This window comes from Arthrobacter sp. A5, from assembly GCF_051131705.1.
Taxonomy (GTDB): Bacteria; Actinomycetota; Actinomycetes; order Actinomycetales; family Micrococcaceae; genus Arthrobacter_M.
This window is the reverse complement of sequence record NZ_CP180316.1, coordinates 3,602,237-3,626,645: the sequence shown is the minus strand read 5'-3', so window position 1 is coordinate 3,626,645 and position 24,409 is coordinate 3,602,237. Positions and strand designations below refer to the sequence as shown.

At 64.2% G+C, this 24,409-nt stretch carries 25 protein-coding genes and 3 pseudogenes; 19 read left to right on the top strand and 9 right to left on the bottom strand.

The window, feature by feature from the left end; translation table 11 throughout:
* The first annotated feature begins 1 nt into the window (after position 1).
* The 3 genes from tsaB to tsaD all read left to right on the top strand — a co-directional run bounded on the left by tsaB (position 2) and on the right by tsaD (position 2,438).
* Entirely contained in the window at positions 2-784 is a 783-nt protein-coding gene (tsaB, locus tag ACLLJI_RS17125) for a tRNA (adenosine(37)-N6)-threonylcarbamoyltransferase complex dimerization subunit type 1 TsaB (RefSeq protein WP_434614778.1), read from the top strand.
* Positions 785-891: 107 nt separating this feature from the next.
* Entirely contained in the window at positions 892-1,338 is a 447-nt protein-coding gene (gene rimI / locus ACLLJI_RS17120; protein ID WP_434621626.1) for a ribosomal protein S18-alanine N-acetyltransferase, read from the top strand.
* On the top strand, positions 1,335-2,438 hold the full coding sequence (tsaD, locus tag ACLLJI_RS17115) for a tRNA (adenosine(37)-N6)-threonylcarbamoyltransferase complex transferase subunit TsaD (RefSeq protein ID WP_434614775.1): 1,104 nt from the start codon (positions 1,335-1,337) through the stop codon (positions 2,436-2,438). Before rimI ends, tsaD begins: the two co-directional genes overlap by 4 nt.
* A 142-nt stretch (positions 2,439-2,580) precedes the next feature.
* Here tsaD and ACLLJI_RS17110 read toward each other — a convergent pair whose 3' ends face one another.
* Positions 2,581-3,735 carry a glutamate--cysteine ligase gene (locus tag ACLLJI_RS17110; protein ID WP_434614772.1) on the bottom strand — a complete coding sequence of 385 codons (1,155 nt, stop codon included), beginning with the start codon at positions 3,733-3,735 and terminating at the stop codon, positions 2,581-2,583.
* Between the two features lie 244 nt (positions 3,736-3,979).
* Between ACLLJI_RS17110 and ACLLJI_RS17105 the strand changes: the two genes are divergently transcribed.
* Entirely contained in the window at positions 3,980-4,804 is an 825-nt protein-coding gene (locus ACLLJI_RS17105) for a shikimate 5-dehydrogenase (RefSeq protein ID WP_434614769.1), read from the top strand.
* Between the two features lie 311 nt (positions 4,805-5,115).
* Here ACLLJI_RS17105 and ACLLJI_RS17100 read toward each other — a convergent pair whose 3' ends face one another.
* Genes ACLLJI_RS17100 through ACLLJI_RS17090 form a run of 3 tightly spaced genes read right to left on the bottom strand, consistent with a single transcriptional unit; the run spans position 5,116 to position 8,527 of the window.
* Positions 5,116-6,177 (bottom strand): NAD-dependent epimerase/dehydratase family protein, encoded by a 1,062-nt coding sequence (locus ACLLJI_RS17100; RefSeq protein ID WP_434614766.1) that lies wholly within the window; start codon positions 6,175-6,177, stop codon positions 5,116-5,118.
* Positions 6,174-7,037: an MTAP family purine nucleoside phosphorylase gene (locus tag ACLLJI_RS17095; RefSeq protein WP_434614763.1), complete on the bottom strand. Its 864-nt coding sequence runs from the start codon at positions 7,035-7,037 to the stop codon at positions 6,174-6,176. Before ACLLJI_RS17095 ends, ACLLJI_RS17100 begins: the two co-directional genes overlap by 4 nt.
* A 5-nt stretch (positions 7,038-7,042) precedes the next feature.
* Positions 7,043-8,527 (bottom strand): glycosyltransferase family 87 protein, encoded by a 1,485-nt coding sequence (locus ACLLJI_RS17090; protein WP_434614760.1) that lies wholly within the window; start codon positions 8,525-8,527, stop codon positions 7,043-7,045.
* 108 nt (positions 8,528-8,635) lie between these two features.
* Here ACLLJI_RS17090 and ACLLJI_RS17085 point away from each other — a divergent pair, with 108 nt between their 5' ends.
* Together ACLLJI_RS17085 and ACLLJI_RS17080 are read left to right on the top strand one after the other, a co-directional pair.
* Positions 8,636-9,835 (top strand): molybdopterin-dependent oxidoreductase, encoded by a 1,200-nt coding sequence (locus ACLLJI_RS17085; RefSeq protein ID WP_434614757.1) that lies wholly within the window; start codon positions 8,636-8,638, stop codon positions 9,833-9,835.
* On the top strand, positions 9,832-10,335 hold the full coding sequence (locus ACLLJI_RS17080; protein WP_434614754.1) for a hypothetical protein: 504 nt from the start codon (positions 9,832-9,834) through the stop codon (positions 10,333-10,335). The genes ACLLJI_RS17085 and ACLLJI_RS17080 overlap by 4 nt, the downstream gene beginning before the upstream one ends.
* Here the strand turns inward: ACLLJI_RS17080 and ACLLJI_RS17075 are convergent.
* The 3 genes from ACLLJI_RS17075 to ACLLJI_RS17065 are packed head-to-tail and all read right to left on the bottom strand — an operon-like array spanning position 10,278 to position 12,423.
* Entirely contained in the window at positions 10,278-11,036 is a 759-nt protein-coding gene (locus tag ACLLJI_RS17075; RefSeq protein ID WP_434614752.1) for a methyltransferase domain-containing protein, read from the bottom strand. The genes ACLLJI_RS17080 and ACLLJI_RS17075 overlap by 58 nt on opposite strands.
* Positions 11,033-11,698: a TIGR04282 family arsenosugar biosynthesis glycosyltransferase gene (locus ACLLJI_RS17070; protein ID WP_434614749.1), complete on the bottom strand. Its 666-nt coding sequence runs from the start codon at positions 11,696-11,698 to the stop codon at positions 11,033-11,035. Before ACLLJI_RS17070 ends, ACLLJI_RS17075 begins: the two co-directional genes overlap by 4 nt.
* On the bottom strand, positions 11,695-12,423 hold the full coding sequence (locus ACLLJI_RS17065) for a glycosyltransferase family 2 protein (protein WP_434614746.1): 729 nt from the start codon (positions 12,421-12,423) through the stop codon (positions 11,695-11,697). The genes ACLLJI_RS17070 and ACLLJI_RS17065 overlap by 4 nt, the downstream gene beginning before the upstream one ends.
* A gap of 604 nt (positions 12,424-13,027) precedes the next feature.
* Between ACLLJI_RS17065 and ACLLJI_RS17060 the strand changes: the two genes are divergently transcribed.
* The 6 genes and pseudogenes from ACLLJI_RS17060 to ACLLJI_RS17035 all read left to right on the top strand — a co-directional run.
* A complete protein-coding gene (locus ACLLJI_RS17060; RefSeq protein WP_434614743.1) occupies positions 13,028-13,216 on the top strand; it encodes a hypothetical protein in 189 nt (62 codons plus the stop codon).
* Positions 13,217-13,466: 250 nt separating this feature from the next.
* Positions 13,467-13,658 carry a hypothetical protein gene (locus ACLLJI_RS17055; protein WP_434614739.1) on the top strand — a complete coding sequence of 64 codons (192 nt, stop codon included), beginning with the start codon at positions 13,467-13,469 and terminating at the stop codon, positions 13,656-13,658.
* A gap of 792 nt (positions 13,659-14,450) precedes the next feature.
* Positions 14,451-14,741 (top strand): transposase, encoded by a 291-nt coding sequence (locus ACLLJI_RS17050; protein ID WP_434614736.1) that lies wholly within the window; start codon positions 14,451-14,453, stop codon positions 14,739-14,741.
* On the top strand, positions 14,741-15,046 hold the full coding sequence (locus tag ACLLJI_RS17045; protein ID WP_434614733.1) for an IS3 family transposase: 306 nt from the start codon (positions 14,741-14,743) through the stop codon (positions 15,044-15,046). The genes ACLLJI_RS17050 and ACLLJI_RS17045 overlap by 1 nt, the downstream gene beginning before the upstream one ends.
* Positions 15,047-15,091: 45 nt before the next feature.
* The gene (locus tag ACLLJI_RS17040) at positions 15,092-15,364 is read left to right on the top strand and encodes a DDE-type integrase/transposase/recombinase (RefSeq protein WP_434621623.1); all 273 of its coding nucleotides are present in this window, start codon (positions 15,092-15,094) and stop codon (positions 15,362-15,364) included.
* 111 nt (positions 15,365-15,475) lie between these two features.
* Positions 15,476-16,348 (top strand): annotated as a pseudogene (locus ACLLJI_RS17035) (ISL3 family transposase); the annotation flags it as partial.
* Positions 16,349-16,523: 175 nt separating this feature from the next.
* Here the strand turns inward: ACLLJI_RS17035 and ACLLJI_RS17030 are convergent.
* A complete protein-coding gene (locus ACLLJI_RS17030; protein WP_434621093.1) occupies positions 16,524-17,927 on the bottom strand; it encodes an IS1182 family transposase in 1,404 nt (467 codons plus the stop codon).
* Positions 17,928-18,111: 184 nt separating this feature from the next.
* On the opposite strand from ACLLJI_RS17030, the pseudogene ACLLJI_RS17025 reads away from it, so the two are divergent.
* From ACLLJI_RS17025 to ACLLJI_RS17005, 5 genes and pseudogenes are all read left to right on the top strand, one after another.
* Positions 18,112-18,549: pseudogene (locus ACLLJI_RS17025) on the top strand (transposase); the annotation flags it as partial.
* A gap of 41 nt (positions 18,550-18,590) precedes the next feature.
* The gene (locus ACLLJI_RS17020; protein WP_434614730.1) at positions 18,591-18,848 is read left to right on the top strand and encodes an integrase core domain-containing protein; all 258 of its coding nucleotides are present in this window, start codon (positions 18,591-18,593) and stop codon (positions 18,846-18,848) included.
* A 170-nt stretch (positions 18,849-19,018) separates the two neighbouring features.
* Positions 19,019-19,732: a hypothetical protein gene (locus ACLLJI_RS17015; RefSeq protein ID WP_434614727.1), complete on the top strand. Its 714-nt coding sequence runs from the start codon at positions 19,019-19,021 to the stop codon at positions 19,730-19,732.
* Positions 19,733-19,921: 189 nt separating this feature from the next.
* The gene (locus tag ACLLJI_RS17010; protein WP_434614724.1) at positions 19,922-20,152 is read left to right on the top strand and encodes a putative immunity protein; all 231 of its coding nucleotides are present in this window, start codon (positions 19,922-19,924) and stop codon (positions 20,150-20,152) included.
* Between the two features lie 127 nt (positions 20,153-20,279).
* Positions 20,280-20,618, top strand: a complete 339-nt coding sequence (locus tag ACLLJI_RS17005; protein WP_434614720.1) for a recombinase family protein — start codon at positions 20,280-20,282, stop codon at positions 20,616-20,618.
* A 4-nt stretch (positions 20,619-20,622) separates the two neighbouring features.
* On the opposite strand, the gene ACLLJI_RS17000 is transcribed toward ACLLJI_RS17005, so the two are convergent.
* Positions 20,623-22,890, bottom strand: a complete 2,268-nt coding sequence (locus tag ACLLJI_RS17000) for a putative transposase (protein WP_434614717.1) — start codon at positions 22,888-22,890, stop codon at positions 20,623-20,625.
* Positions 22,891-23,136: 246 nt separating this feature from the next.
* Here ACLLJI_RS17000 and ACLLJI_RS16995 point away from each other — a divergent pair, with 246 nt between their 5' ends.
* On the top strand, positions 23,137-23,316 hold the full coding sequence (locus ACLLJI_RS16995; protein ID WP_434614714.1) for a hypothetical protein: 180 nt from the start codon (positions 23,137-23,139) through the stop codon (positions 23,314-23,316).
* Between the two features lie 166 nt (positions 23,317-23,482).
* Positions 23,483-23,669 (top strand): annotated as a pseudogene (locus ACLLJI_RS16990) (helix-turn-helix domain-containing protein); the annotation flags it as partial.
* Between the last annotated feature and the right edge of the window lie 740 nt (positions 23,670-24,409).

Here is a 24,409-nt window from a genome sequence, read left to right as displayed (position 1 = left end):
AGTGCTGATTCTCTCCATTGATACCTCCGCCATCGCCAGCGCGGCGCTGATCAGGACGACGGCAGCCGGCGGCTCCCGCCCGGCCGGCGCCGCCGTCGTTGCCAGCTTTGCCACCGAGGATACCCGCAGCCATGCGGAGGTGCTGGTGCCGGGCATTGAATCGCTGTTCGGTGACCCGGTCACCGAGGGGGCGGCCCTGGACGCCATCGTCGTCGGCGTTGGGCCCGGTCCGTTCACCGGGCTCCGTTCGGGCATCGCGGTGGCACGGATGCTCAGCTACGTCTGGGATGTTCCGCTGCATGGCGTGATGAGCCTGAACGCGCTGGCTTGGGACGTCGTCTTCGGTACGGGATACCGGGCCGACGACCCTGCAAAGGGACCCCCGCAGCCGGAACGGGATTTTGTCATCGCCACCGACGCACGCCGAAAGGAAGTGTACTGGGCCCGATATTCCCGGGATGCAACGTTGCTGGAGGGGCCCCACGTCGGGCCCGCGGCGGATCTGCCGGCGCTGCCCGTCCTCGGTGCGGGTGCCGGTCTCTACCGTGACGTTCTCGAGCGCGGCGGGTGCACCGTGCCCCAGGCTCTGGCCCAGGCCCAGCCCACGGCGGCATCGCTGGGACGCTATGCCGCCGTCGAACTTCAAAAGGCTGACGAACGTCAAAAGGCTGACGAACTCCAAGAGGCTGACTATGCCAAGGGCGGCCCGCTGCTGCCGAGCACCCCGCTGTACCTGCGGGAGTCGGACGCCAAGGTCCCCGGGCCGCGGAAGCGTGCGCTGTGATCGGGCAGGGAGGGTGCGGGGAGCCGTCGGCCGCGGGGGACTTCACGGGCCCCGGCGACGACCAGATTCGGGGCCATCGCAAGGCTCCGGAGCACCAGCTGCGGGACATGAGGGCCGCGGATATTGACACGGTCTGCGGGCTGGAGGTTTCGCTTTTCCCGGTGGACTTCTGGCCGCGGCAGATGTTCGAGGACGAACTCGCCCAGCCGCAGACGCGGCGCTATCTGGTGGCCGAGCTGGCAGGCCGGATTGTCGGCTACGCCGGACTGATGTGCATCCTGCCCATTGCCGACGTGCAGACCATCGCCGTGCAGCCTGAGTGCGAGGGCCGGGGGATCGGACGTGCGCTGCTGACCGAACTGCTGGCTGAGGCGAGCCGCCGCGGGGCTGCCGATGTCCTGCTGGAGGTCCGTGCGGACAATCCGCGGGCCCAGCAGCTCTACCTGCGCTTCGGTTTTGAGCAGATCCACACCCGACCCCGCTATTACCGGGACGGAACGGATGCCCTGATTATGCGGCTCCGGCTGACGGCAACTGATGAGGTAACGGCATGAACCGGACCGAACCCCTGATTTTGGGCATCGAATCCTCCTGCGATGAGACCGGCGTGGGTATAGTCCGCGGAACCCAGCTGCTCGCCAACACGGTGTCCTCCTCGATGGAGGAGCACGTCCGTTTCGGTGGCGTGATTCCGGAAATCGCCTCCCGGGCCCATCTGGACGCCATGATTCCTACGCTCCACCAGGCCCTCGCGGCTGCCGGCGTTGCGCTCGCAGACGTGGACGCGATCGCCGTCACCAGCGGCCCGGGGCTCGCGGGCGCGCTCATGGTGGGCGTCTGCGCGGCCAAAGCACTGGCGCTGGCAACAGGCAAACCGCTGTACGCTATCAACCACCTGGTGGCGCATGTGGGCGTGGCGCTGCTGGACGAAGCAGTCCCGGCTCCGTCCGGTGCCGGGGAGCTAAGGAACGGAAGCCTGGAGAACATCGGTGCACTGCTGGTCTCCGGCGGGCACACGGAAATCCTGCGCGTTGGCAGCATCGCCGAGGACGTTGAACTGCTGGGCGCGACGATCGACGACGCGGCCGGTGAAGCCTTCGACAAGGTGGCGCGCTTGCTGGGACTGACCTACCCCGGCGGTCCGGCCATCGATGCGCTGGCGAAGACCGGGAACCCCGGCGCCATCCCATTCCCGCGCGGGCTCACCGCGCCCAAATATATGGGGACCACCGAGGCGCCGGGTCCGCACCGCTATGATTTCTCCTTCTCCGGTCTCAAGACGGCGGTCGCACGGTGCGTGGAAACCTTCGAAGCGCAGGGCCGGCAGCCGCCGCTGGCGGATATCGCGGCCAGTTTCCAGGAAGCAGTGCTGGACGTCATTACCGCCAAGGCCGTGCTGTCCTGCCGCGAACGGGGGATCAGCACGCTGCTGCTGGGCGGCGGGGTGGCAGCGAACAGCAGGCTCCGTGAGCTTGCTCAGGAACGCACCACCGCCGCCGGAATCAGGTTGCTGGTACCGCGGCTGGCTCTGTGCACGGATAACGGCGCCATGGTGGCCGCGCTAGGCGCCCAACTGGTGATGCACGGGGTCCGTCCCAGCGGCATCTCCTTCGCCCCGGACTCGTCCATGCCGGTCGGCAGCATCAGCCTCTAACCGCATCCAGCCTGTAACCGCATCCAGCCTGTAACCTCGGCGGCACCCGGCGTCCCTCCGCTGAGTGGGTGCGTCTGCCCTGAAAGAGCGCGTTTTGGGGGCAGATCTGTCCACTCGACGGTCGTCTGAGGAGCGGACCGGGTCAGCGTGCGGCGGGGCCGGAGCGCAGCCGCTGGATCAGGTCGTCGACGACGGCGTGCAGGTCGCCGCCGTGCGCGTTGGCCACCGCCCGCTGACGCTGGTAGCCGGCGCCGCGGCGGATAATCTTCTCCACATCGGCGAGCTCGTCCGCGCAATTGAGGCGTTTGGCTACCGGTTCCAGCTTGTTCAGCAGTTCCAGCGTGTCCTCCGTCACGAGCCGTTCGTTACCGGCGGCATCGAGGATGATGATGGCGTCCAAGCCGTAGCGGGCCGCACGCCATTTGTTTTCCTGTACGTGCCACGGCGGCATCGTCGGGATGCTGCCGCCGTCGTCGAGGGTGCGGGAAAAGTCGTCCACCAGGCACTGCGTGAGCGCGGCGATGGCGCCCACTTCCTCCAGCGTTGACAGGCCGTCGCAGACGCGCATTTCAACGGTCCCCAATCCGGGTACCGGGCGGATGTCCCAGCGGATTTCGCTGATCGAATCGATGACACCGGTGGTGAACATGTCCTGCACATACGCCTCGTACTCGGCCCAGGTGGCGAACTGGAACGGCAGACCGGCGGTTGGCAGCTGCTGGAACATCAGCGCGCGCTGGGAGGCATAACCGGTGTCCTCACCGTTCCAAAAGGGCGACGAAGCGGAGAGTGCCTGAAAGTGCGGAAAGTAGTTGACCAGGCCGTCCAGCACCGGCATGGCCTTGTGGACGCTGTCCAGACCCACGTGGACGTGGACGCCGTAGATCACCATTTGGCTGCCCCACCACTGGGTGCGGTCGATCAGTTTGGCGTACCGTTCCTTATCCGTGACCGCCTGGCGGCTGGTCTGGCTGAACGGGTGCGAGCCGGAGCAGAGCAGCTCAACCCCCAGCGGATCTGTGGCTTCGCGCAGCGTCGCCAGGGTCCGGGACAAATCGGCTTTGGCCTCGGCCACCGTATGGCACACGCCCGTGACAAGCTCCACGGTGTTCAGCAGCAGCTCTTGTTTGATGTGCGGATGTTCCTCGTCCGCACTCAGCTCGGGGTGGGCACGGCCCACGGCGGCAAGCACCTTGTCGGCGACCGGAACCAGCTCGCCCGTCCCGGAATCCACCAGCGCCAGTTCCCATTCCACGCCCAATGTGGACTGTGCCGATGAGGCGAAATCGATCTTCATATGTTCTCCTCACATCGTCTCCGGGACCGGAGTAGGCGGCCCGAATGCCGCACGAATACTGGCCTATTCTAGTGCAGGGGGGCGCCGGACCGGGTGCCGCAGCAGCCGATGTGACGCTCATCCCATGGCGGAAAGCTGGGCCCGGATGCCGCCGCCGGACGCGCTCGGAACAAATCCTTTGCCCGGAGTGTGTTGCCGGCAGAGTGTTGCCGGGAGAGTGGAACGGGAGGTGCAGAATGGGAGGGTGCCTATCTTGAACAAAGACATGACCCTGTGCATTTCATTGGCAGCGCGGCCGAGCAACATCGGGACCCGCTTCCACAACTATCTCTACGACGAGCTGGGCCTGAACTTTGTCTACAAGGCCTTCGCCCCGACTGATATTGCGGCGGCGGTGGCCGGGATCCGGGGCCTGCCGATCCGTGGGGCTGCGGTGTCGATGCCCTACAAGGAGGCCGTCATTGGGCTGGTGGACCGGATGGACCCGTCGGCCGAGGCCATTGCATCGGTGAACACGATAGTGAACGACGGCGGCGTCCTCACGGCGTACAACACGGATTACCTCGCGATTGCGCGGCTGTTGAAGGACCACGCCGTGCCCGCGGCTTACTCCGTGCTCCTGCGCGGTTCCGGAGGCATGGCCAAGGCCGTGGCGGCGGCGGCGCGCGATGCCGGCTTCACTGCGGTTACCGTCATTGCCCGCAATGAAACAACCGGCCGCGCACTTGCGGACCTCTACGGCTTCGGCTGGCTACCGGAGGTGGGAGGAACGACGGCGGACCTCATCATTAACGTCACACCTCTTGGCATGAGGGGGAGTATGAGGGGTGAAGACGAAAGGGTGCAGTCGTTCGACGACGACGCCGTGACTGCCGCGCGGGTGGTGTTCGACGTCGTCGCCCTGCCGTCCGAAACACCACTCATTAGCGCCGCCCGCAGTGCCGGCAAGCAGGTTATTACCGGTGCCGAGGTCATTGCGATTCAGGCGGAGGAGCAGTTTGTGCTGTACACCGGCGTGCGTCCAAGCCCGGAGCAGGTTCGCGCGGCGTCGGAATTTTCCCGCGCCTAAAATGTGCTGGCCTTCGTCGCCGCGCAGGGGAGCCGGCCCTCTGAGGTGGTCGTTGAGCTGAAAACCGGCGTCCGACGCGTGCACGATCACGGCGCCGTCGGCACGCAGTCGCGGGTCAGTGACGCCACAACTCAGGGCCCCATCCCGCAACTGTGCGCGCCACGCGGCGACCTCGGCCCAAGTGGCCCGTCGGCCGCTCACTATCGTCTCGGACATGGCTCAAGTATCAGTGTTTGACCTGGAATCTCCGAGGGTCCTGACATGCGCCCGAGCCGGGAGCAGGTCCGCGCCGCGTGGAGATCCAGCCCACGCTATTCCTCGTCGCCACGCAAGGGCGCCAAGGCGAATTCCCGCATCCCCTCATCGAAGCCCACGAGCGGGCGCCATCGAAGCTCCTTCTTGATCAGCTCCGACGAGGCGGTGATATGCCGGACGTCGCCGAGCCGGAACTTCCCCGTCACAACGGGTGCTGGCGCGTGGCTGAAAGTGCTGAGCGCCCGCGCCACATCTCCGATGGTCTGCGGGGCATCGGCACCGACGTTGTACGCTCCGAACTGGCGCCCGTACCCGTCCTGGAGTGCCTCAAGGGCGAAGATGTTCGCCGAGGCGATGTCGCGGACGTGGATGAAGCTGCGGCGCTGAAGGCCGTCCTCAAACACCTGCGGGGCCTCACCCCTGCTGATCGCGGAACGGAAAAGCGACGCAACCCCGGCATACGGAGTGTTTTTGGGCATCATCGGTCCGTAGACGTTGTGGTAGCGCAGTGCTATCGCCTCGCCACCAACGGCGCGCGCCCAGGAGGACACGAGGTGTTCCTGGCTGACCTTGGAGGCGGCGTAGACATTGCGGGGATCCAACCGGGCGGCCTCGGTGACCATGGCGGGGATGAGCGGTTCTGCCGTGGATGGGTTCCTCGGATCGAACATACCTGCTTTCAGATCCGCCACGAGCCGGGGACCGGGGCGAACCGGCTGTCCCGAGACCGGATCCAGATATGCTCCTTCACCGTAAACGACCATCGACGAGGCAAGGACCAGTTTCCTTATCCCCGACTGTTCCATTGCGGCCAGCAGGACGGCGGTGGCGAAATCGTTGTTCCTGACATAATCGGGCGCGTCGGCAAAGCTCACGCCGAGACCCACCTTTGCGCTCTGATGGCAGACGGCGTCGATCCCCATGAGCGCCCCGCGGACCGCGGCTGGGTCCGCCGTGTCCCCGACGGTCAGCTCGACGCGGGGATCAAGCCGGGGCGGCTGCGGGTGGATCTGCGGGTCCAGGGAGTCCAGGACCCGCACGTCCCAGCCCTTTGCCAGTGCCGCCTCGACGACGACGGATCCGATGAAGCCCGCACCTCCGGTGACCAGCAGTCTCATCGGCTGGCCGCCGGGCTGAGAACCGGCTGTTCCATGATGATCCGGACCGCCTCAGCATCCATCAGCTGCGGAGCACGGTAGCCGTCAGCAAAGCTGCCGACTGCCGCTTCGAGGACCGCGAAAATGTGCGGCTGGGCGCTCGTCAGACGGTCAAAGACAGCCTCGGCCGTGACCGGAGCCGAACCATCGTGGCCGGTGTCGGAGTCGGTGACGTAGGCGAGGTTCGCGAAGCCCATGTTGAGCTCGGCCGCCAACACGGGTTCCGGATACTGGGTCATGCTGATGATGTCCGCACCGCCGGAAACATACCAGGCGGATTCGGCCCGGGTCGAAAAACGCGGCCCGTTGATGACGACCACGGTGCCCGCGTCGCGGAACTGCAGGCCACGCGCCAGCAGCGCGTCGCGCAGATGCCCGCGGAGCGTGCCGCAGAACGGGTCGGCGGCCGGCAGGTGGCGCACGCCGGTCGGCAGCACGCCGTCGAAATAGGTGTCCCGCCGGCCGCCGGTCCGGTCGATCAGCTGATCGGTGAGGACAAAGGTTTCCGGGGCATAACCAGGGCGCAGCCCACCCACCGCCGAGGACGAAATGATTGCTTCCGCGCCCAGTTTTTTGAGCGCCCAAAGGTTGGCCCGGTAGTTGATCTGTTGCGGCGGCAGCGAATGGCCGGCACCGTGCCGGGCGAGGAAAGCGACGGGCCGCCCCGCCACCGAGGCCAGCGTGACGGGGCCGGAAGTGGGACCGTAGGGGGTATCGGGCGTGATGACGTCCAGCACCTGGGCCCCGAGGAGACGCGCCGTCCCCGAGCCGCCGATAATGCCGATACGCGCCGGAGCGAGGCCGTGGTCCTGTAGTTGCATAGCGTCTATCCTGCCATCTCGGGCGTAGTCTCCAGGCCATGGCGGGCACAGTCCAGGTGGGATGCCAGACGGCGGCGCCAGGCGCCCACGGCGATGGCCGCGGCCGCGGCGGCAAGGCTGCCGCGGTTGACGGGGCCGCTGAACACCGGATCCCCCGGCAGCAGGTAGATGATGTTCAGCGCGATCATGACGCCGATGTACTCCCAGTACCTGCTCAGAATGACGAAGGGCAACAGCATGAGGGCATACCAGGGATAGTTCGGGCTGATGATCAGCAAGGCCAGCCCGATCATCTGCGTCTGCTGTTCCCACACGTTGTGCGCCGTCGTCCTGCGCAGCACCGTCAGCGCCAGCGCCAGCAGCGCCGCCGCGCTGAGCAGCATCGGCCAGGGTCCGCCGGAGACGAATTGGGCCAGCGCGAAGCGGATGCCAATCTGGTCGCTGTAGCCCTCTTCCTTGAGATACCCGGGAAGAAAGCCGATGACGCTCCAGCCCGCCGTCAGCACATACGGTGTATACAGCAGGGCGAAGGTGGCCAGCGCCGCACCGATGAACCTGACCGGCCGCCGGAACAGCAGCGCCGGGGCTGCAATGGCGGGAATGAGTTTGGTGGCCACCGCTGCACCGAACATCGCTCCGGAGCGCAACGGTTTAACCGTCTTTCCCGCGGTCAGCAGCAGCCCGGACGCGAGCAGCAGGGCCCCGCCGAGCAGATCGACATGGGCATTGTTGACCCCTTCGATCAGCACCAATGGGCTCCAGGCCCACACAGCCGCCACATAGCGCGGCAGCCCAAGACGGGGGAGGGCCGCCAGCAGCAGGAGCGTCACGGCCAAACTCACCAGCAGCCCGCCGACCTGGAACGCCAGGTAGCCCACGGCATCTGGCACCGCGAGCCTGATGCCGAGAAAGTACAGTTCCGCCGTCGGCGGGTAAATGGTCGGCACGTTGGGCCGGTTGATGGCGGTGCACAGCGGTTCCCCGGACGGTGATCCGCGGGTGGGAACCGGGGCGGTGGCAAACAGATCCGGCGCGCAGCGGGTTTCGCCCTTCGCCGCGGCGGTGCCGGGAGCGAACAGCCACGAGGGACGAAGCACAACCAGGGACTCGTCCAGGGGCACGTGCGCGTAGGGAGAGATCCCTGCGTTCTGTACGATGCCGTCCCACGCGTAGCGGGCCGAATCGTTGCTGGTGGCCGGCGGCGCGCTCAGTGCGGCCAGGCCCAGGAGCAGGGAACCGGCAATAACGACGGCGCCGACAGTCATGGGTTTGGTCCTGGCGGGCCGGATCCGGCGCAGTGCCCGTACGGCGGCTGCCAGCAGCAGCCAGGAAACGAGGTTGCCGGCCAGCACTGCCAACGGAAAAGGGTTGTGCGGCTGCACCGTCCACCATAAGACGGCCGCCATCAGCAAAAGCAGCAGCGCCAGCACCGGCGCCGCTTTTGGGCGCCCGGCGCCGCCGTCGTCTAGTGTGTTCTTGGGTGCATCCACCCTTCGATCCTGCCCTATCCGCCGGGAATCGGGCACCAATCTGGCGTCTCGTGCGTTTCGGGTACGAGCAGACTTGTCCTTCCACCGATCGGTAGTGAGAACCCCCGCATGAACAGGCTTACCGATGCGCTCGCTGCCAAATTCGCCTCCCCGGTGCGCAGTACCAGGCTGACCGTGGTGCTGGGCCGGTGGCTGGGGATCTGTTTCACGGTGTGCTTCGCTACAGGCCTGTTCAGTCACGGCTTGCAGAACCCGCCGTCCTGGATGTTGTTCCCCACCCGGCCGGTCGGGATTTACCAGCTGACCCAGGGGCTGCACATCACCTCCGGAATCGCCTCCATCCCGCTGCTGCTGGCCAAACTGTGGTCCGTCTACCCGGAACTGCTCAAATGGCCTCCGGTGCGTTCCGTGGTCCACGCCTTGGAGCGCGGGTCCATTGCCCTGCTTGTCGCGTCGTCGCTGGTCCAGGTGGTGACGGGGCTGATCAACACCTACAAGTGGTACCCGTGGCCCTTCCCGTTCCGCGAGACGCACTACTGGCTGTCCTGGGTGGTCTGGGGATCGCTGCTGCTGCACATCGCCGTCAAGCTTCCGCTGATCGCCGGACACTGGCGGCGGGCACGGCGGCCCCGGGAAGCAGAAGTGACGACGGCGGCAGAAGTGATGACGACGGCGGCGGGCCCGGGCGGACGTCAGCCCCCGGCCGTGGCCGGGCGCTGGTCCCGGCGCGGCTTTCTGGCAGCGGTAGGCGTGACCACGGGTGCGGTGGTGCTCGGCACCGCCGGCCAGTCCTTCGCCTGGCTTTCACCGGCCAACTTCTTCGCTCCACGGAAGATGGGTACGGGTCCGCAGGGCGTTCCGGTGAACCGCACGGCAGCCGATGCCAAGGTTGGTCCGCTGGCGCAGAATCCCGGCTGGAAGCTGAACATCAGTTACCGCGGGCAGAGCCGCAGCTACACCTTGGGAGAGCTGGGCGCCCTGCCGCAGGCGGAGCATGACCTCCCGATAGCGTGCGTCGAGGGGTGGAGCCAAACCGTGCGGTGGCGGGGTGTTCGCATCCGGGACCTGGTGCAGGCCATGGGGGCGGCGCCGGAATCGGATCTGCTGGTGACAAGCCTGGAACCAGAGGGCGCCTACCGTTTTATGAGCATGCCCGCCGTGTATACGGCGGACGAACAGACGCTGGTGGCCCTGGAGCTCAACGGCGGGGTGCTGGAGCTGGACCATGGCTATCCGGCACGGATTATTGCCCCGGGCCGCCCGGGCGTCCTGCAGACCAAATGGCTGCAGAGTCTGGAGATATTGTGAGCACGCCGGTACAACAATCCACGCCCGCGGTACCGAACCCGAAGACCGGAACCGGCCTTCATGTGATCCGCCTGGTCCTGGGACTGGTGGGTGCGGGCATTGCCGCCTATGGGCTCCTAGGCCTGCCCTCGCAGCTGGGCGTGGCCCAGCTGGTGGGCCTGCTGTTCTGGCTGGCCTGCGCGGTACTGCTCCATGACGGGCTCCTGGTCCCACTGACCAGCTTGGTAGGTGCCGCCCTGAACCGATTCACCTTCGGGCTGGGGAGCTCCTCGGCTGCCGTCCTGCGGAGCGCGCTCATGACCGGTGCGGTGCTGACTCTGCTGACGGTCACGCTGGTCCGGGCCCAATCCGTGGCCCGGAACACCAGCGTGCTGGAAGCGGACTACGCTGCCCATCTTGCCTGGCTCTGGCTGGCGCTCGCCATCGCCGCCGCTGCCGTGATCTACCTGCTGGAACGGCGAACCGGGCGACGGTTCAGGCGGCAGAAAACCCGTCCCTGAATCCGCTGGGTTGTCGTTACCTGCCAACCGCTGGACTCAGCCTTCGCCGTCAGGGACGTGAGACCGGCACGGGCCCAGCGGAACGGTTCGCTGAAGTTCGCGTCGTCGTCCTCCATTACAGCGTGGAAGGCTGCGTCAACGCTGTCATTCGCATCGGTCTCCACCAGCAGGGTTCCGTCCGCGGCCAAAATCTGTCCGCAGCGGCGCAGCAGGGCGCTGACGTCCCCGCCGATGCCGATATTTCCGTCCAGCAGCAACCCCGCGCTCCACCGGCCGGCGTGCGGGACGGGAGCAAAGACCGACTGCCGTACAGCCCGTGTTCCCCGGTTGAGGGCGCGATGAACTGCCGGGGCGCTGGTGTCCAGCCCGAGTGCGGTTATCCCCAGCGACTGGGACGCGGCCAGGAGCCGGCCCGGGCCGCAGCCGATGTCCAGCAGGGGCCCGTCGAGGCTGCCCAACAGGGCGCGCTCCAGCGCCGTGGCGGGCGCGCACCAGCTGTGCACGTTGAAAACAACAGGTTCCAGCCCGTCGCCGGGGTTCAACGGCCACAGCGTCAGCGATCCCTTACCCTGATCCAACGCTCGGGCGTACGGCTCGGCCGAGCCTTGCCCGAAATGCGGCATCGTGCCGGTATGTTCTGCCGGACCCCCCGGGTAGCCGGCGGCGGGGCGGAGGCTGTGGGCGAGCGTCGCCTGGCTCATGACCGCCCGCCCGCCAGTACGTTATCGGCCACGAATCCGACGGCGGCAGCGAACGAGGTCCCAGCCGCTTGGGCCGCGACCTCGACCGCATCGGGGAAAGTGTCCACGTCCTGAAGACAAGGCAGAAGGCCGACGCTGAGCCCGGCGGCAGTCAACCGGGCGAGCTGTACGGTACCCGTGCTGGCGGTGGACATCGGAACGCCCCGGATGAGGTCGCCCCGGGGCTCACGCATGGCCAGGGCCCAGAATCCGCCATCAGCCGCCAAGCCCAGCCAAGCGTCGTGCACGGGCGCCCCCGTGGACCAATCTTCGAGCAGCCCCTGCAGATGGAACCGGGTCAGCTGGGGGGTGTCCATGCCGATGATCAACAGCGGTCCCACGGCATCGTCGCAGATCGCGGCCAGCCGCTGATCCAGGCCACCGTCCGCCTGCGGGACCACCCGGAATCCGACGGAATCCCGTGCTTGCGGGCGTCCGTCCAGTACCAGCAGCCGTTCGGCTGAGGGGACTCCCCGGACTGTTTGAAGCGTCTGGCTCAGGCTGGCCCGGGCAATGCTGGCTGCCTGTTCCGCCGTCAGAGGCGGACACAGACGGGTCTTGACCTTGCCGGGGAGGCACTCTTTGGCGATGACTGCAATGGTCAGATTAATTTCACGTATCACTCCTCTTCTTCGTTCCCGCGGACACTTTGGACGGGTGCCGCCGAACTGAGAAGCCGGGCGCTTCGCAGCTGGGCGGACATGTCCATAACAGCTGTCAGGGTACCTCGGACCGTTCCGGTGACCTTGGACTTACCCGTCCGCGGCGAGTAGTTGATCGGCAGCTCGCTGATCCTCCAATGGCGCTGGCTGGCCTTGAGGAACATTTCCAACGGATAGCCACTGCGCCGGTCCAGCAGATTCAGCGAGAGAAGGGCCTCGCGGCCTGCACAGCGCATCGGGCCCAGATCAGTCACTTTTTCTCCGGTGAGTCGGCGCAGACGCCAGGCCAACACCAGATTGGCTATCCGGGCGTGCAGTGGCCAGGATCGGCGCTTTGGCCGCCGGCTGCCCATCACCAGATCGGCAGTTCCGTCCAGAACCAGGGCCATCAGCCCGGGCAACGCGGCCGGATCCATGGAACCATCGCAATCGCAGAAAGCCACGTAATCCGCCGTTGCTGCCCGCAGCCCGGCATGGGCTGCAGAGCCGAAACCTCGGACCGGTTCACGAATCACCATCGCCCCCAGCTCGGCGGCGACGTCCGCCGATCCGTCGGTTGAGCCGTTGTCCACAACGATGGCCCGGTACCCCTGCGGCAGCCGGGACAACACCCACGGCAGGGCGTCCCGCTCGTCAAGGCAGGGAAGGATCACGTCAACTATTACGGGCACTTCTGATTTGCTCACAGTTCAACCCTATGCCGTTGCGCCGGCCAGGACCGGCGCCCGCCACGTTGGCGTGGCTGCTTGTTGTCAAACCACATTCACAGGGAAGGGCGAAGACACCCTGGGGCCTTGTCGCCACTCGCATCAGCGCGGGACCATGAGATCAGCGGGCCTCGAAAGCGGAATGGATGCAGCTATGAACCGGTTCAGGACCAATGGGTATTACAGCATCGGCCTGGCCATCGCCTGGGCGGTTGTTCTGACGCTCGTACGGACGATCCGCGGTCCTGCGGGTGTGCAGCCGTTCCTGTTGATCTTTGCTGACTACTGCATCGGATGGGTGTCGACCACGATTGCTCACCGAGTCGTGACGGATCGCCACGGCCCGAGAGCACCCGTTCGCAGGGGGCCTTCTTGGCGACATCGCCCTAGATCATTTCCTGGTACAAATTCGAAGATTTCGTCCGGGGGTCCGCTATCATGCTGAACGTCTCCGGATCCTAATTCTTCGTTGTTTCCGTGGCCTGTCTACCTCTGTCGATGAGCTTCGTCCGTCGCCCGCCGGCTCTCCATCTCCCAGCCGGAGGTCCACCGGATCCTGCGGAAGATTGAGAACTTCCCGGACATGCTCAAGCGGACGCCGCGTGAGGTCATCCTTGATTTCCATGCACAACGCATCAGCCACGACGCAATGATGCAGCAGCTGAAGACGTGGCCTTACACCTTCTCTGCAGGCGCTGAACCAGGCAATCCGCTCGGTGCCCTGACTGGCGGGAGCTGGATGACATCACCGACGCCGTTCATCGGGATCTGATCGACATGGAAGACTACGAGGCGATCTTGCAGGCCGTCCACCCGACGGCCGCATAGGTGGAAGACACAGTCCCGCGGCGGCCCCACCGGGAGCCGGCAAGTCGACGCTCCTGCGGAAACTGGAACTTGGCGGTCCGGGATGGCGGATCATCGACGCCGACGCGATCAAGCTCAAGCTCCTGAATGCCGCCGTTCAGGACGGCACCTTTGATTAAATCTTTCGCGCAGCATCTAGAGGACGGGTACCACTCATGCCCAAAGAAGTGTCATCCCTAGTCCACAACGAGTCCGTGTACCTCGCTGACCGCCTGACCGAACGCTGCCTCGAGGCCCGGGACAACGTAGTAATTGAGGGGACCCTGTCCTGGAGCGGGCTTCCGTCCCGCTATTTTTCACTGCTCGAACTGAACGACTACAGCAGAGTGACTCTCCTGGATGTGTAGGTTGATCAGGAGACGGCGCTCGAACACGCCTACACCCGGTGGGCGGAGGGGCGGGCGGCTGCCATCAACGGCGCACTCAACGGCGGCGGGAGGTTTACCCCAAGGGATGCTATCACCTCGATCTACGACCCGACGGGCAGGTACAGCGCATGCAATCGGAACGCAGTCGATTTCTTCAACAGCCCCGGCGCTTCCGGCTTCGACGCCCTGGAGCTTCTCATATCCTTGCCGAGTGGAACCGCCTCCTCGCGAAAAAAGAATCTGATGCACTCCGGGGCCGGTGGCTTTATCCAGTCTGCCTTGGCTTTTTTACCTGCCTTTATACTCGTAGGCGAAACGAATGTTCTTCCGACGCTAGGTCCCTTGATGTGGATTGGGATCGTCCTTTTTGCCGGGCTTGGGATTATGCGCCCTTCGACACAGAGCGCAGGCTTCGTGGAATCAGAGCCCTGAAAGGGGAACTTGCAACCCGTGTGCCTCAAGATCCGTAGATTCACGCCCAGGTTACGTCCCAACAAAGGATCCTTTGATAAGACGATACTAAGGCGTGTATCTGCGGACTTGAAAAGCGATCTTGTCTACTTCAAGACCAAAAGTGTGGGTGCTTGTGGCCAACACCAACGACATTGGGGCAGCGTCGCTAGTGTTGGGCGAGGTCTTCGCGTGGGTTCGCTTTCGAAACTAATTGTGGTTGTAGCCCGAACCCTGGGGTGGCCGCCGCGGTGGAGCGTACCCGGTTTGATGGACGGGGTGGGGGTTGGTCCGGGTTCCCGACTGTAGGAGACTACTTTTATGGGTTCCACTCGCAGGAGCTTCACTGATGAATATAAGCGTGACGCGGTAGCGTTGGTTATTGAGGGTGGGCATTCCGTGCCCGAGGTTGCCAAGAAACTCGCTATTAGCGAAACGACTATTAGGAAGTGGATGAAGAAGATTCAACCGGACTCGATTGTGGCTACTGAGAAACCGTTGACCGAGTCAGAGAGGATGGAGCTGCAGCGTTTACGCACGGAAAACGCGAAACTTGAAATGCAGCTCGACTTCGCAAAAAAAGTTTCGACCTGGTTCGCGAAAGGCCAGTAGTGATCTTCGCTGCTATTGCGGACTGGGCTGATTCAAATACGTACGACGTTTCGTTCATGTGCGCCGAGCTCGGCGTCTCCACCTCTGGCTACTACGCTTGGCGCAACCGCGGCCCCAGTGTCCGGCAGGTCGAGGACGAGACCTTGCTGGAGGTCATCAAGGCCGAACATAAGGACCTTGACGGCAACCCCGGGGTGCGTCGGACCTGGGCGGAATTAACCGCTCAGGGGTGGCGGATCAGCGCCAAACGCGTGCACCGGCTGATGCGGGTCGCCGGGCTGCAAGGCCGTCATCCCAAAGCGTAGAAGGTCACCACCGTTCCCGGTGAGGAGAAGGTCAACGCACCCGATCTGATCAAACGCAACTTCACCGCCGCCGAGCCCAATACGGCCTGGTGCGGGGATATCACCTACATCAAGACCTGGGACGGGTGGGCCTACCTCGCCACCGTAATCGATCTGCATTCGCGCGCCCTGGTCGGCTGGGCCCTGGACACCCACATGCGCACGTCTCTGGTCACCGATGCCCTGGATATGGCCATCACCCGCCGCCAACCGCCGGCACCGGTAATCTTCCATTCAGACCGCGGCACGCAATACGGCTCTTCCGAATTGAGAGTGTAGTCGGGGCTGCAGTGTGAGGAGCCTGGGGTCGGCAAGTTGTTTCAGCTGAGGTGAGGGCCTTGGGAGAGAATCAGATTATCTAGATCGTGATTCCTCTACCGCAAGGCCCTCGTGTTCCACGCTACCTTTCACAGCCCTGACCTGACCACATTCTGCCGCCTTGATGAGCTCGGACTTGAGGTGACCGGTCAGTACCTGCGCCCAGATCGTGCCGTCCTGGCCTGCCGCGTCACCGAGGCCGATGACTGGTGTTCCCGGTGCGGATGCCAGGGAGTCCCACGGGACACGGTGACTCGTCGGCTGGGCCATGAACCCTTCGGATGGCGCCCGACCACACTGCTGGTGAGTATCCGCCGCTACCGCTGCACCGGGTGCGGGCACGTGTGGCGGCAGAACACCTCCATGGCCGCGGAGCAGCGGGCGAAACTTTCCCGCCGCGGGCTGCGCTGGGCACTGGAAGGGATCGTATGCCAACACCTCACGGTCGCCCGTGTTGCCGAGGGCCTGGGCGTGACCTGGAACACCGCGAACAAGGCTGTCCTGGCCGAGGGCAGGCGTGTGTTGATTGATGATCAACACCGCTTCGACGGTGTGAAGGTCATCGGTGTTGACGAGCATGTTTGGCGGCACACCCGCCGCGGGGACAAGTACGTCACCGTGATCATTGATCTGACTCCGATCAGGGACGGCACCGGCCCATCGAGGCTCCTGGACATGGTCGAAGGCCGCTCCAAACAAGTCTTCGTCACTTGGCTGAAGGCACGCCCACAGCAGTGGCGGGACGGGGTTGAAGTGGTCGCCATGGACGGGTTTTCCGGGTTCAAGAGTGCCGCCACCGAGGAACTCCCTGATGCCGTTCCGGTGATGGATCCATTTCATGTGGTCCGCTTGGCTGGGGAGGCGCTGGATTCGTGCCGGCGGCGAGTTCAGCAGCAGACGCGCGGGCACCGCGGAAGGGCCGGAGACCCGTTGTATTCAGCTAGGTGCATGGGTCGGTAGTGGTTTTAGCCGTTTGATGTTCGGCGGCGTGGCAGCCGATGAATCCTGATGCCGGTAATAATTTCCTTTGAAGGAGGCGCCCCCGCCCCGAGGGATCGTTCAGCGAGGTGTGAAGAGCCGCCGTTGGCGTCCCGGGGCTGCCCCGTTGCCGGCCCCCGTTCTACATCCGCGCCAGGGAGGCCGCCCGGGTGCGGTGGCTGAAGAGCTTCATTAGGTTGTGGCACCCTGCCAGCAACTCCCACTCACGCGCTGCCTTCTCCATGCCGCGCAGGAGCACGTTTTTGCCCTGCCGGGTCTTGATCTGGCCGAAGACCGGTTCAACGATCGCTTTGCGCCGGGCATAAATTTTCTTGCCCTTCTTGGTTTTGAGTTTCCGTCCCATCCGTTCTGCCAGGCTCGCGTTGGCCGGGATCCTGCCCCGGGGCGACTCGGGAATCGGCGTACCGTGTTTCATGCGTCGGGTGGAGATGAAGAACTCGGTTGAATGAGCCGTTTCAACGTCTTTGACGTGCTCGAGGTTGGCTGCCGAGCAATACCCGGCGTCGGCACTCCACGTCGTGGGCATTGCACCTACAGAGACAGCCGTGTGTTCGATCATGGGGGCCAGCTGCTGCACATCCACGGCCACGTTGTTCAATCTGGTGGCAACAATTACCTGGTGGTCAGCATCCACGACGGCCTGGCCGTTGTAGCAGTAATGGTATGAACCATCCGCGGTTTTCATGATCCGCGCGTCCGGGTCCGTGAAGTTCCGTTGCGCCGTGGGCTTCGGCTCGGCCTTCGCAGCGGCAGTGTCGCCGGCAGCGGTGATGTCCTCGTCATCATCGCCGCGGGACCGGGCCTTCTCTTCCGCGAGCTGGCGGGCCTTGGCAGCGGCTTCTTCCTCCAGTGAGGCACGGGCCGTGGCCATCGCCGCGGCCCGGGCCCGCCTGTTCGCCAGCTCCGCGGGGAGTTCGTCCCCGCGAGTGCCCGGCCCGAAGCGGGCGTCCTCGGCCGCGTCGACGGTCTTCGCCTCTTCCATCAGGTCGCTGATCTCATCGGCCAGGACCTTCTGCTTCGCGCTCAACCGGGCATAGCTCATGGCCTTGTGCCGGGACGCGTTGGCCCGCACCTTCGTCCCGTCCAGGGCCACCCTGCCCAGGGAGACCATACCCGCGGCCCGGCACAGTTCCAGGGCCTGGAGGAACACGTTCGCCAGGGCCGCGAGGTGGCGTTCGCGGAAACGGGCGATCGAGCGGAAATCAGGGGCCTGCTGCGCGGCCAGCCACCGGAACGCGACCACATCCGTACATGCCCGCTCCAACTCCCGCGAGGAGCGGACCCCGACACAATATCCGTACAGGACGATGCGCAGCATCAGGCGCGGATCATACGGCGGCTGGCCCTTGGCCTTCGCATAGGACTTGTAGAAGCGGGCCAGGTCCAGCTCCGTGTCCACCATTTCGGCAATGAACCGGGCCAGATGGTTTTGCGGCAGCCACTCATCCAGTGACGGCGGGACCAGCATCACCGCCTCGGGTTCAAACCCCCGGAACCGCTTCCTGGCCCCGCCGTTGGCATCCATCGGCTCATCAACGGCCGGAGGCACGAGGGGCCCCACGAGCGACTCGGCGAACAAACCATCCTGGGAACCGGCATCCATACCCCAATTCTCCCAGCCCCACATCCGGCAGCCCGGCTAATCCGCCGGCGTTTTAAATAATTCGCCGGCGTTTTAAAACTAGGACGGACTACTGACCCACGCACCTAGGCGGACGCTGCATACTGGGGCGGATCTGCTTACCGAAAAGCAACGCGACCGCCTTGAAACCTTGTTCTCCACCGATACGCATGTCGAAGTCGAGGCGAGCTGGGGCCTCTACCAACGCATGATCGCCGCGTACCGGGAACCGGACCGCTCCCGCGGACAGGAGATGATGCAAGCCGTGATCGACTCCCTCAGCGCCGGCGTCCCCAGCGCGCTCACCGAGCTCAGAACCCTTGGCCGCACGCTCAAACGCCGAGCCGTCGATGTGCTCGCCTACTTTGAGCGGCCTGGCACTTCCAATGGCCCAACTGAGGCGATAAATGGCCGTCTTGAACACCTTCGTGGTTCCGCTCTCGGGTTCCGTAACATCACCAATTACATCGCCAGATCGCTGCTGGAATCCGGCGGATTCAGACCCCGACTACACTCTCAATTCTGAAGAGCCCGCAATACACTTCAAATGAATTCGCCACATATTGTGTGAATAACAAAATTATACGCTCTCTCGGACGGACCGGGACATGTTACGACAACGCCGTATCCGAGTCATTTTTCGCGACCTACAAGAAAGAACTCATTCACACTAAACCATGGCCGGACCTGAAACGCCTCCGTAGAGAAACATTCCTCTGGATCGAAGGCTACTACAACACGCGGCGCCGTCATTCAGCTAACGGCTATTTGACACCGCTCGAATATGAGTTAGGCTATAAATCAATTCACGAACTCGCGGCTTAATCTCGAGTCCACAAAAGCGGGAACACTCCACGGTCCGCTTCCCAGTGCTCCAGAGAGGGTGTACCAGGACTTCCTCATAGATGGTGGCCGTTAGCCGGGGAGCCCGTGGTTGAACTGTTTCTTGAAATGCTTTTCCGAGCCTCGTGGAGATTGTCTAGCTCGTTGACATAGTGAATTTCGCACGGTTGTATGAAGCCATGGAGCCTTCGGCGCGGGACAAGCGATTCCGGATTGCTTCCGGGCTGGCGATGACGGCCTTAGGGATGCTCGCCATGGTGCTGGTCGTGTTTTCTCGTCGGGACCGCGGCATTGACATTGCCATGGATATTCTTTTCGGCCTTCAGTCCGTCTTTACCCTGGCCTTGGGAATTTATCTTGCCTCGGCCCGGGGCAAGGCGCGGGCATTGGTTCCGGTTTCGGGCCGTTGGAAGAAGGTAATGCTCGTCATTGTCACCGTTATTGGGATTACTGCTGTTGGGTGGTCGGTGATTTTTGAGGCAAGCCAAGTGGCTGGTACCGCACTCTGGCCAAACATGGTGGCCCTGTGGGTCTTTCTGCTGTTTGGACCGGCCGTGGAGCGCTTCGCGCTCAACGAACACTGGACTTCGGGGCTCACAAGCAGGCAGGCCCTGGACACTCTGGCCCAATCTTTCCACGTGCCCGGTTTGAGCGCGGACATCGTAGGTCAGGATGTTTGGGTCAAGATCGATCGAGAGTGGTCCGCCGGGACCTGGTCCCACCGGGACGCGGGACGGTACATGAAGTCTCAGCCCAGCCTCCGCTTCCAGGTCGACGACACCGAGGGGAAACCAGAGTTACCGCATACAGCCGTGACAGGACGGTGGCCGGTATGTATGACGTGCTCCGGCTCGCAGATGAGATGAGCGCAACCGTTGTGGAGCTGGGCAGGGGTGCAACGGCTCAAACCCAACTGGAGAAATAACCCAGCCTAGAAGAGGTGCCGAGGCCACAATCAGCATGCCAGCTGCCGGCAATTAGATTCCTAAAAACCCAACAACGTCCGAGCGACTCCAATAATCTCCTCTGTTTGCTGACACCATGCTCGGTCTAGCATGCAACCATGCTTTTGCGAGAACCTTGACCTTGACCTCTTCAAGACTGCCCGGCCTGATGACCTGCGACCCGGCCAAACTATCAAGCGTGCTCGTACTTGGTTGCGTGGCAAGGCGAAGATGATGGAGGCTCGTGCTGCGAGGTGCAAGGCCATGGCGCCGACACGGCCCCGCGGGGACCGCACAAAATGCCGCGTAAGCCGCCGGCCAAACTGGAGGCGTCTTGTCTAAGGAACCATTGACCGGAGCACGAGCCGCCACCTTCTGCGCCTCGAGTTTGCGGCGTGTCTGCACCTCGGGAAGTCTCAACAATGTGTCTCATCCTTATATTCTCATCATCACAGGAAAGTAGTCTTTGATGGGACGTTGGAGGGGAAGACACATTACACGTCTGGGATATGCCCGGGTCAGTACCGCGGACCAAGACACCGAGCTGCAGATCAGGGAGCTGGAAGCTGCAGGCTGTGAACGCATCTACCGCGACCATGGGATCAGCGGGACCAAAACCAGCCGTCCCGAACTGGACAAGATGCTGGAGCGCCTCAGCCGCGGCGATGAAGTCGTCGTCTGGAAACCGGACCGCGTCGGACGCCGCACCCGCCACCTGCTCGAACTCCTCGACGACTTCAAGGCAGACGGCATCAAGTTCCGCTCGCTGCGCGACGGCATCGCCACAGACCCAGGACTCCTGACCTAGCGCTTTATTCGCTGAGCGACGTTTCGCGTTTCTTTGTCTCGAATCGCAGGATCCGGTCCGTGCCTGGGTAACGGGTTTCGGTGCTGGTGAGGTGGTCGCAGAGTTCGGCGATCGCGGCCGTGGCCCGTTTGGTGGGGAGGGGGTCGAGGCGGATGGTGAGGTAGCCGTCCCGGCCGGGGTCGATGTCGCCGCTGGTCGTGAGAGCCTGCCGGATCAGGGCGTGGGCTTCGTCGTCGGCGCGGGCGTAGCCGGTGTTGGTGCGGATCTCCCTGGCCAGGGTGGTGGCGGTGTTGAACGCGGCCATCCGGATCGCGTGGGTGAGCAGTTTCGTCTCGGTGTCCAGGACCTGCTGGCCCGGGGCGATGTCACCAAGGGGTACCCGGGCCGGGATCTCCTTATGCACCGCCTGCGCCTCCTCGAAGACGGTTTGGGCGGTGAAAAGGTCCGCGGTGATCGCGTTGTGCCCGGCATTGGTGATCAGGACCGTGGCCGTTCCCGGCGCCGGGGTCCGGGCCGCCAGCAACGCGGCATCGGTGTCGGCGAGGGCCTTCCCGTACCGGGTTTTGGCGGTAAGTACGTTCTGGTAGGCCTTGCGTTTGGCCGGGTTCGGCACCGACCGTTCCGGATCATCATCGGTACTGGTGTAGGCGTCGTGGGAATCCAGGGCGAAGCGGATCCTGGCGTAGCGGAAGTAGTTTTCCTGCCGCCACCTGGCACCCATACGGTAAATCGCTTCCCCGGTAGCGAGGTTTGTGTCGGTGGTGAGGATGTGGATCTGCCGTAACCCGCCTGCCGGGACCTTGACCTTGCGGCTGATCTGGCGCATCGACAACACTTCCCCGGTAGTTCCGACAGGCACCTCGACCCGGATGTCGGCCGCGGCCCAGGTCCGGGTTTGTCCGTGTTCGTCGGTGTGCGTGACCTCGCTGAAGAGGGAGTCGTCGATGTCCCCGGTGGTGCCCTTGCGCCAGGTCAGCACATCGAAGCCTTGCCCGCTCATGTGTTGGAACAGGGCCGGGGACCAGCCGCCCCGGTCGAAACCGACCAGCACCCTGCGGTCATCGCCGATAATCAATCGCAGGGTCGGCAGGAGCCGGCGCAGTTCCCCGGTCAGCGCGGCCCCGGGTTCGGCCATGACCACCAGCACCGGGGACCCGTGTCCGTCGGCGACCCAGGTCTCCTCGGTCGCCGGGACCGGGAACTTCAACCTCGTGGAATGGACCTTCCCGATCTTCCTCGTGCCCTGATAGGCGCGGACATGCCCGTCAACGTAGAGCACCGCGGCCAGACCCCCGCCCTCCTCGTCACCGCTGCCGTTCAGGTGTCTGGTTGCCATCGCGGTCAGCAGTTCCCCGGCCCTGCCGGTCCCGGCCAGGGCCGCGGTTTTGCGGCGGAGGGTTTTCACTTCCGGCGCCCGGTCCAGACCCAGCACCCGTCCCATCGCGACCGGGTCGATCCGGGTTATCCCCTCGGCCCGGGGTTCCCCGGCCAGGGCCTGAAACACCGCCCCGGTGAGGATGGTGTCCAGACCGTAAAACCCGTTCGGCAACGCCCCGAAGACATCCTTCGCACACTCCAGCAATCCGGTGTTCACCAGGGCGGGCAGGGCCAGGAACAGCCCGGCCAACGGCACCCGGGCCGCCGGGGCGAACACCGGGGCCGCGCATTCCAGCAGCCCGGTCCGGGCCCAGGCCCGTTCCCCGGACCGGTCCGCCGCAGCCGGCAGAACCGGCAGCCCTTCCGCCGGTTCGGTGATGACGGGACCGGCTTCCGGGTCCTGCCGGGACGGGTGCGCAGTGGCCGGTTCCTGTGCGGCGGTTTCCATGGCCAATGTCCGCCGGACGGTGAATTCGGAGACACCCACTTTCGCACCGACTGCGCGCAGTGGCAGGCCGGTGGAGCGCAAGGCGCGGATCTCGGACATCATGGATTCCGTCAGCCGGCTGGGCCCCCTCGGGCCCGGCTTTTCCGGGGCCAGACCCAACACCCCATCCATGGCCAGGATCTGGCGCCAGCGCCACAACGTGCCCGGATCCACACCGAAAGCGGCAGAAATCTCCGCCACCGACGCGGCCTTAATGTCCGCCAGTTTCGCCGCCGTGAACCGGCGCGTCGCGGTTTCCCCGACATCCCAGGCGTAAGAGAGTTCCCCATGAACAAAAGCCCTGCCACCCGTCTCATCCTCGACCAGCGACACCGCCAGACCAATCGGGACGGCACCGGCGTCCATGGCCATCGGAAGGGGCAGTTGAGATGTCATCACGCCCATCATCCACCCCTCCCGAAGCCGCCGATTATCTTGCTTAGATTCTATCGCGTCTGAGGGAAAATTAACAGCCGACCACTCAACAAAAACACCGGAATCACACGGAAGCCATCGCGACAGTCACGCCCTATGTCCAGAGTCCTGAGACCCCGCCAGTGAACCGGGCCGGGCCATGGCCCAAGCCATGGTCACCATCATCTCCGCCTCGCCCAGCTCGAACGCGACCAACTCTCCGAACGCACCAAGGCCGGCATGGCCGTCGCCGCCTCCCACGGCCGCAAGGCAGGGCGCCAGGAAATCACCGCCAACCACCCCAACGTCAAGCGGGCCCGCGATTTGAAAACCCAGGGTCTAAAACCGGCCGACATCGGAATGATCATCGGCACAAGCCGGGCCACCGTCTACCGCTACCTCAGCATGGAATCTGGCTGACGACAGCAAAGCCTGGAATCACCGGACCAGGAACACGGCAATACAAATGAAAGCGCCGGGAGATCCCATTTTAAGCTCTCGCCCAGCTCGGGCTGTTAGCTGAGTCGTTCGAGCTCTCTGGCGACTGCCGGGACTTCGTGGTCGTGGAAGCGACGACCGATTACTTGGGTGCCGATTGGCAAAGGCAAAAGGCCGCCTGCGCGGGAAACAACCCAAGCTCTCACAGAAAAAGGAAGCCCCCCTGGTCTCGGTTCACCGGGCCGGGACACACGACGGCGGAACTTGCCGAACTCTTCGCAGTAGCGCGTTCAACGGTCTACCGTGCCATCAAACGCGCAGACGAGTCCGCATGACCACTTAGCGCGAGTTTAATTACCGATCCTCCCCAGACTCCGATTCGGCGTCGCTTCTGCGAATGACATCTTGAACAGCCACCACGGCCATAGGTCCACTAACGCGCCATCATCTCGATGTCATCGACTACTTAACGGATCTCGCCGGAAGTTAAGATCCGGAGATGCCGTTCCCGCCTCCACTGCATCTCGAATGCATCACGATTTGCTATCCGTAGCGAGGCAGACAGAGGCCATCCCGCCCGTCATGGATATTGTCCAGAACAGAATCGCCCCGCCCTCACGGCCTTGAACAAGCGGGACTAAAGATATCGACCGGTATTGACGTCCCGTTGTGCCAGCCAGCGGCCGGTCTCCGGGCAGAAGTGCGGGGCGGCTTGAAAGGGCTGTTTCTCTTGCCATGGCCGGAGTGTCCTTGGGATGCAGCGAATGCCTGATGAAGGGACTGGCTTACGGGCGGCTTAGCCCCGCAGAACCTTTTTCGAGCTGGTCAACGTTGGCGCTCGCCATTGCAGATAATTGCGGCCTTCGGGAGCGTTTCGATGAAGTCGGCCACCGGCATGCCGGCTTTGCTGGCGGCGTCCATGAGGGTCCTGGTTTGAGGTCCTTCGGTCTGGTCGGTGTATACCAGGAATTCGACCGCCTTGGACGGAGATCAGGTCGAGGGTTTCGTTCAATACCAGCGGGGGAGTCGTTAGCACCGTGAACCCCGCGCGCTGGCTAAGGCGCCCAGCAGTCCC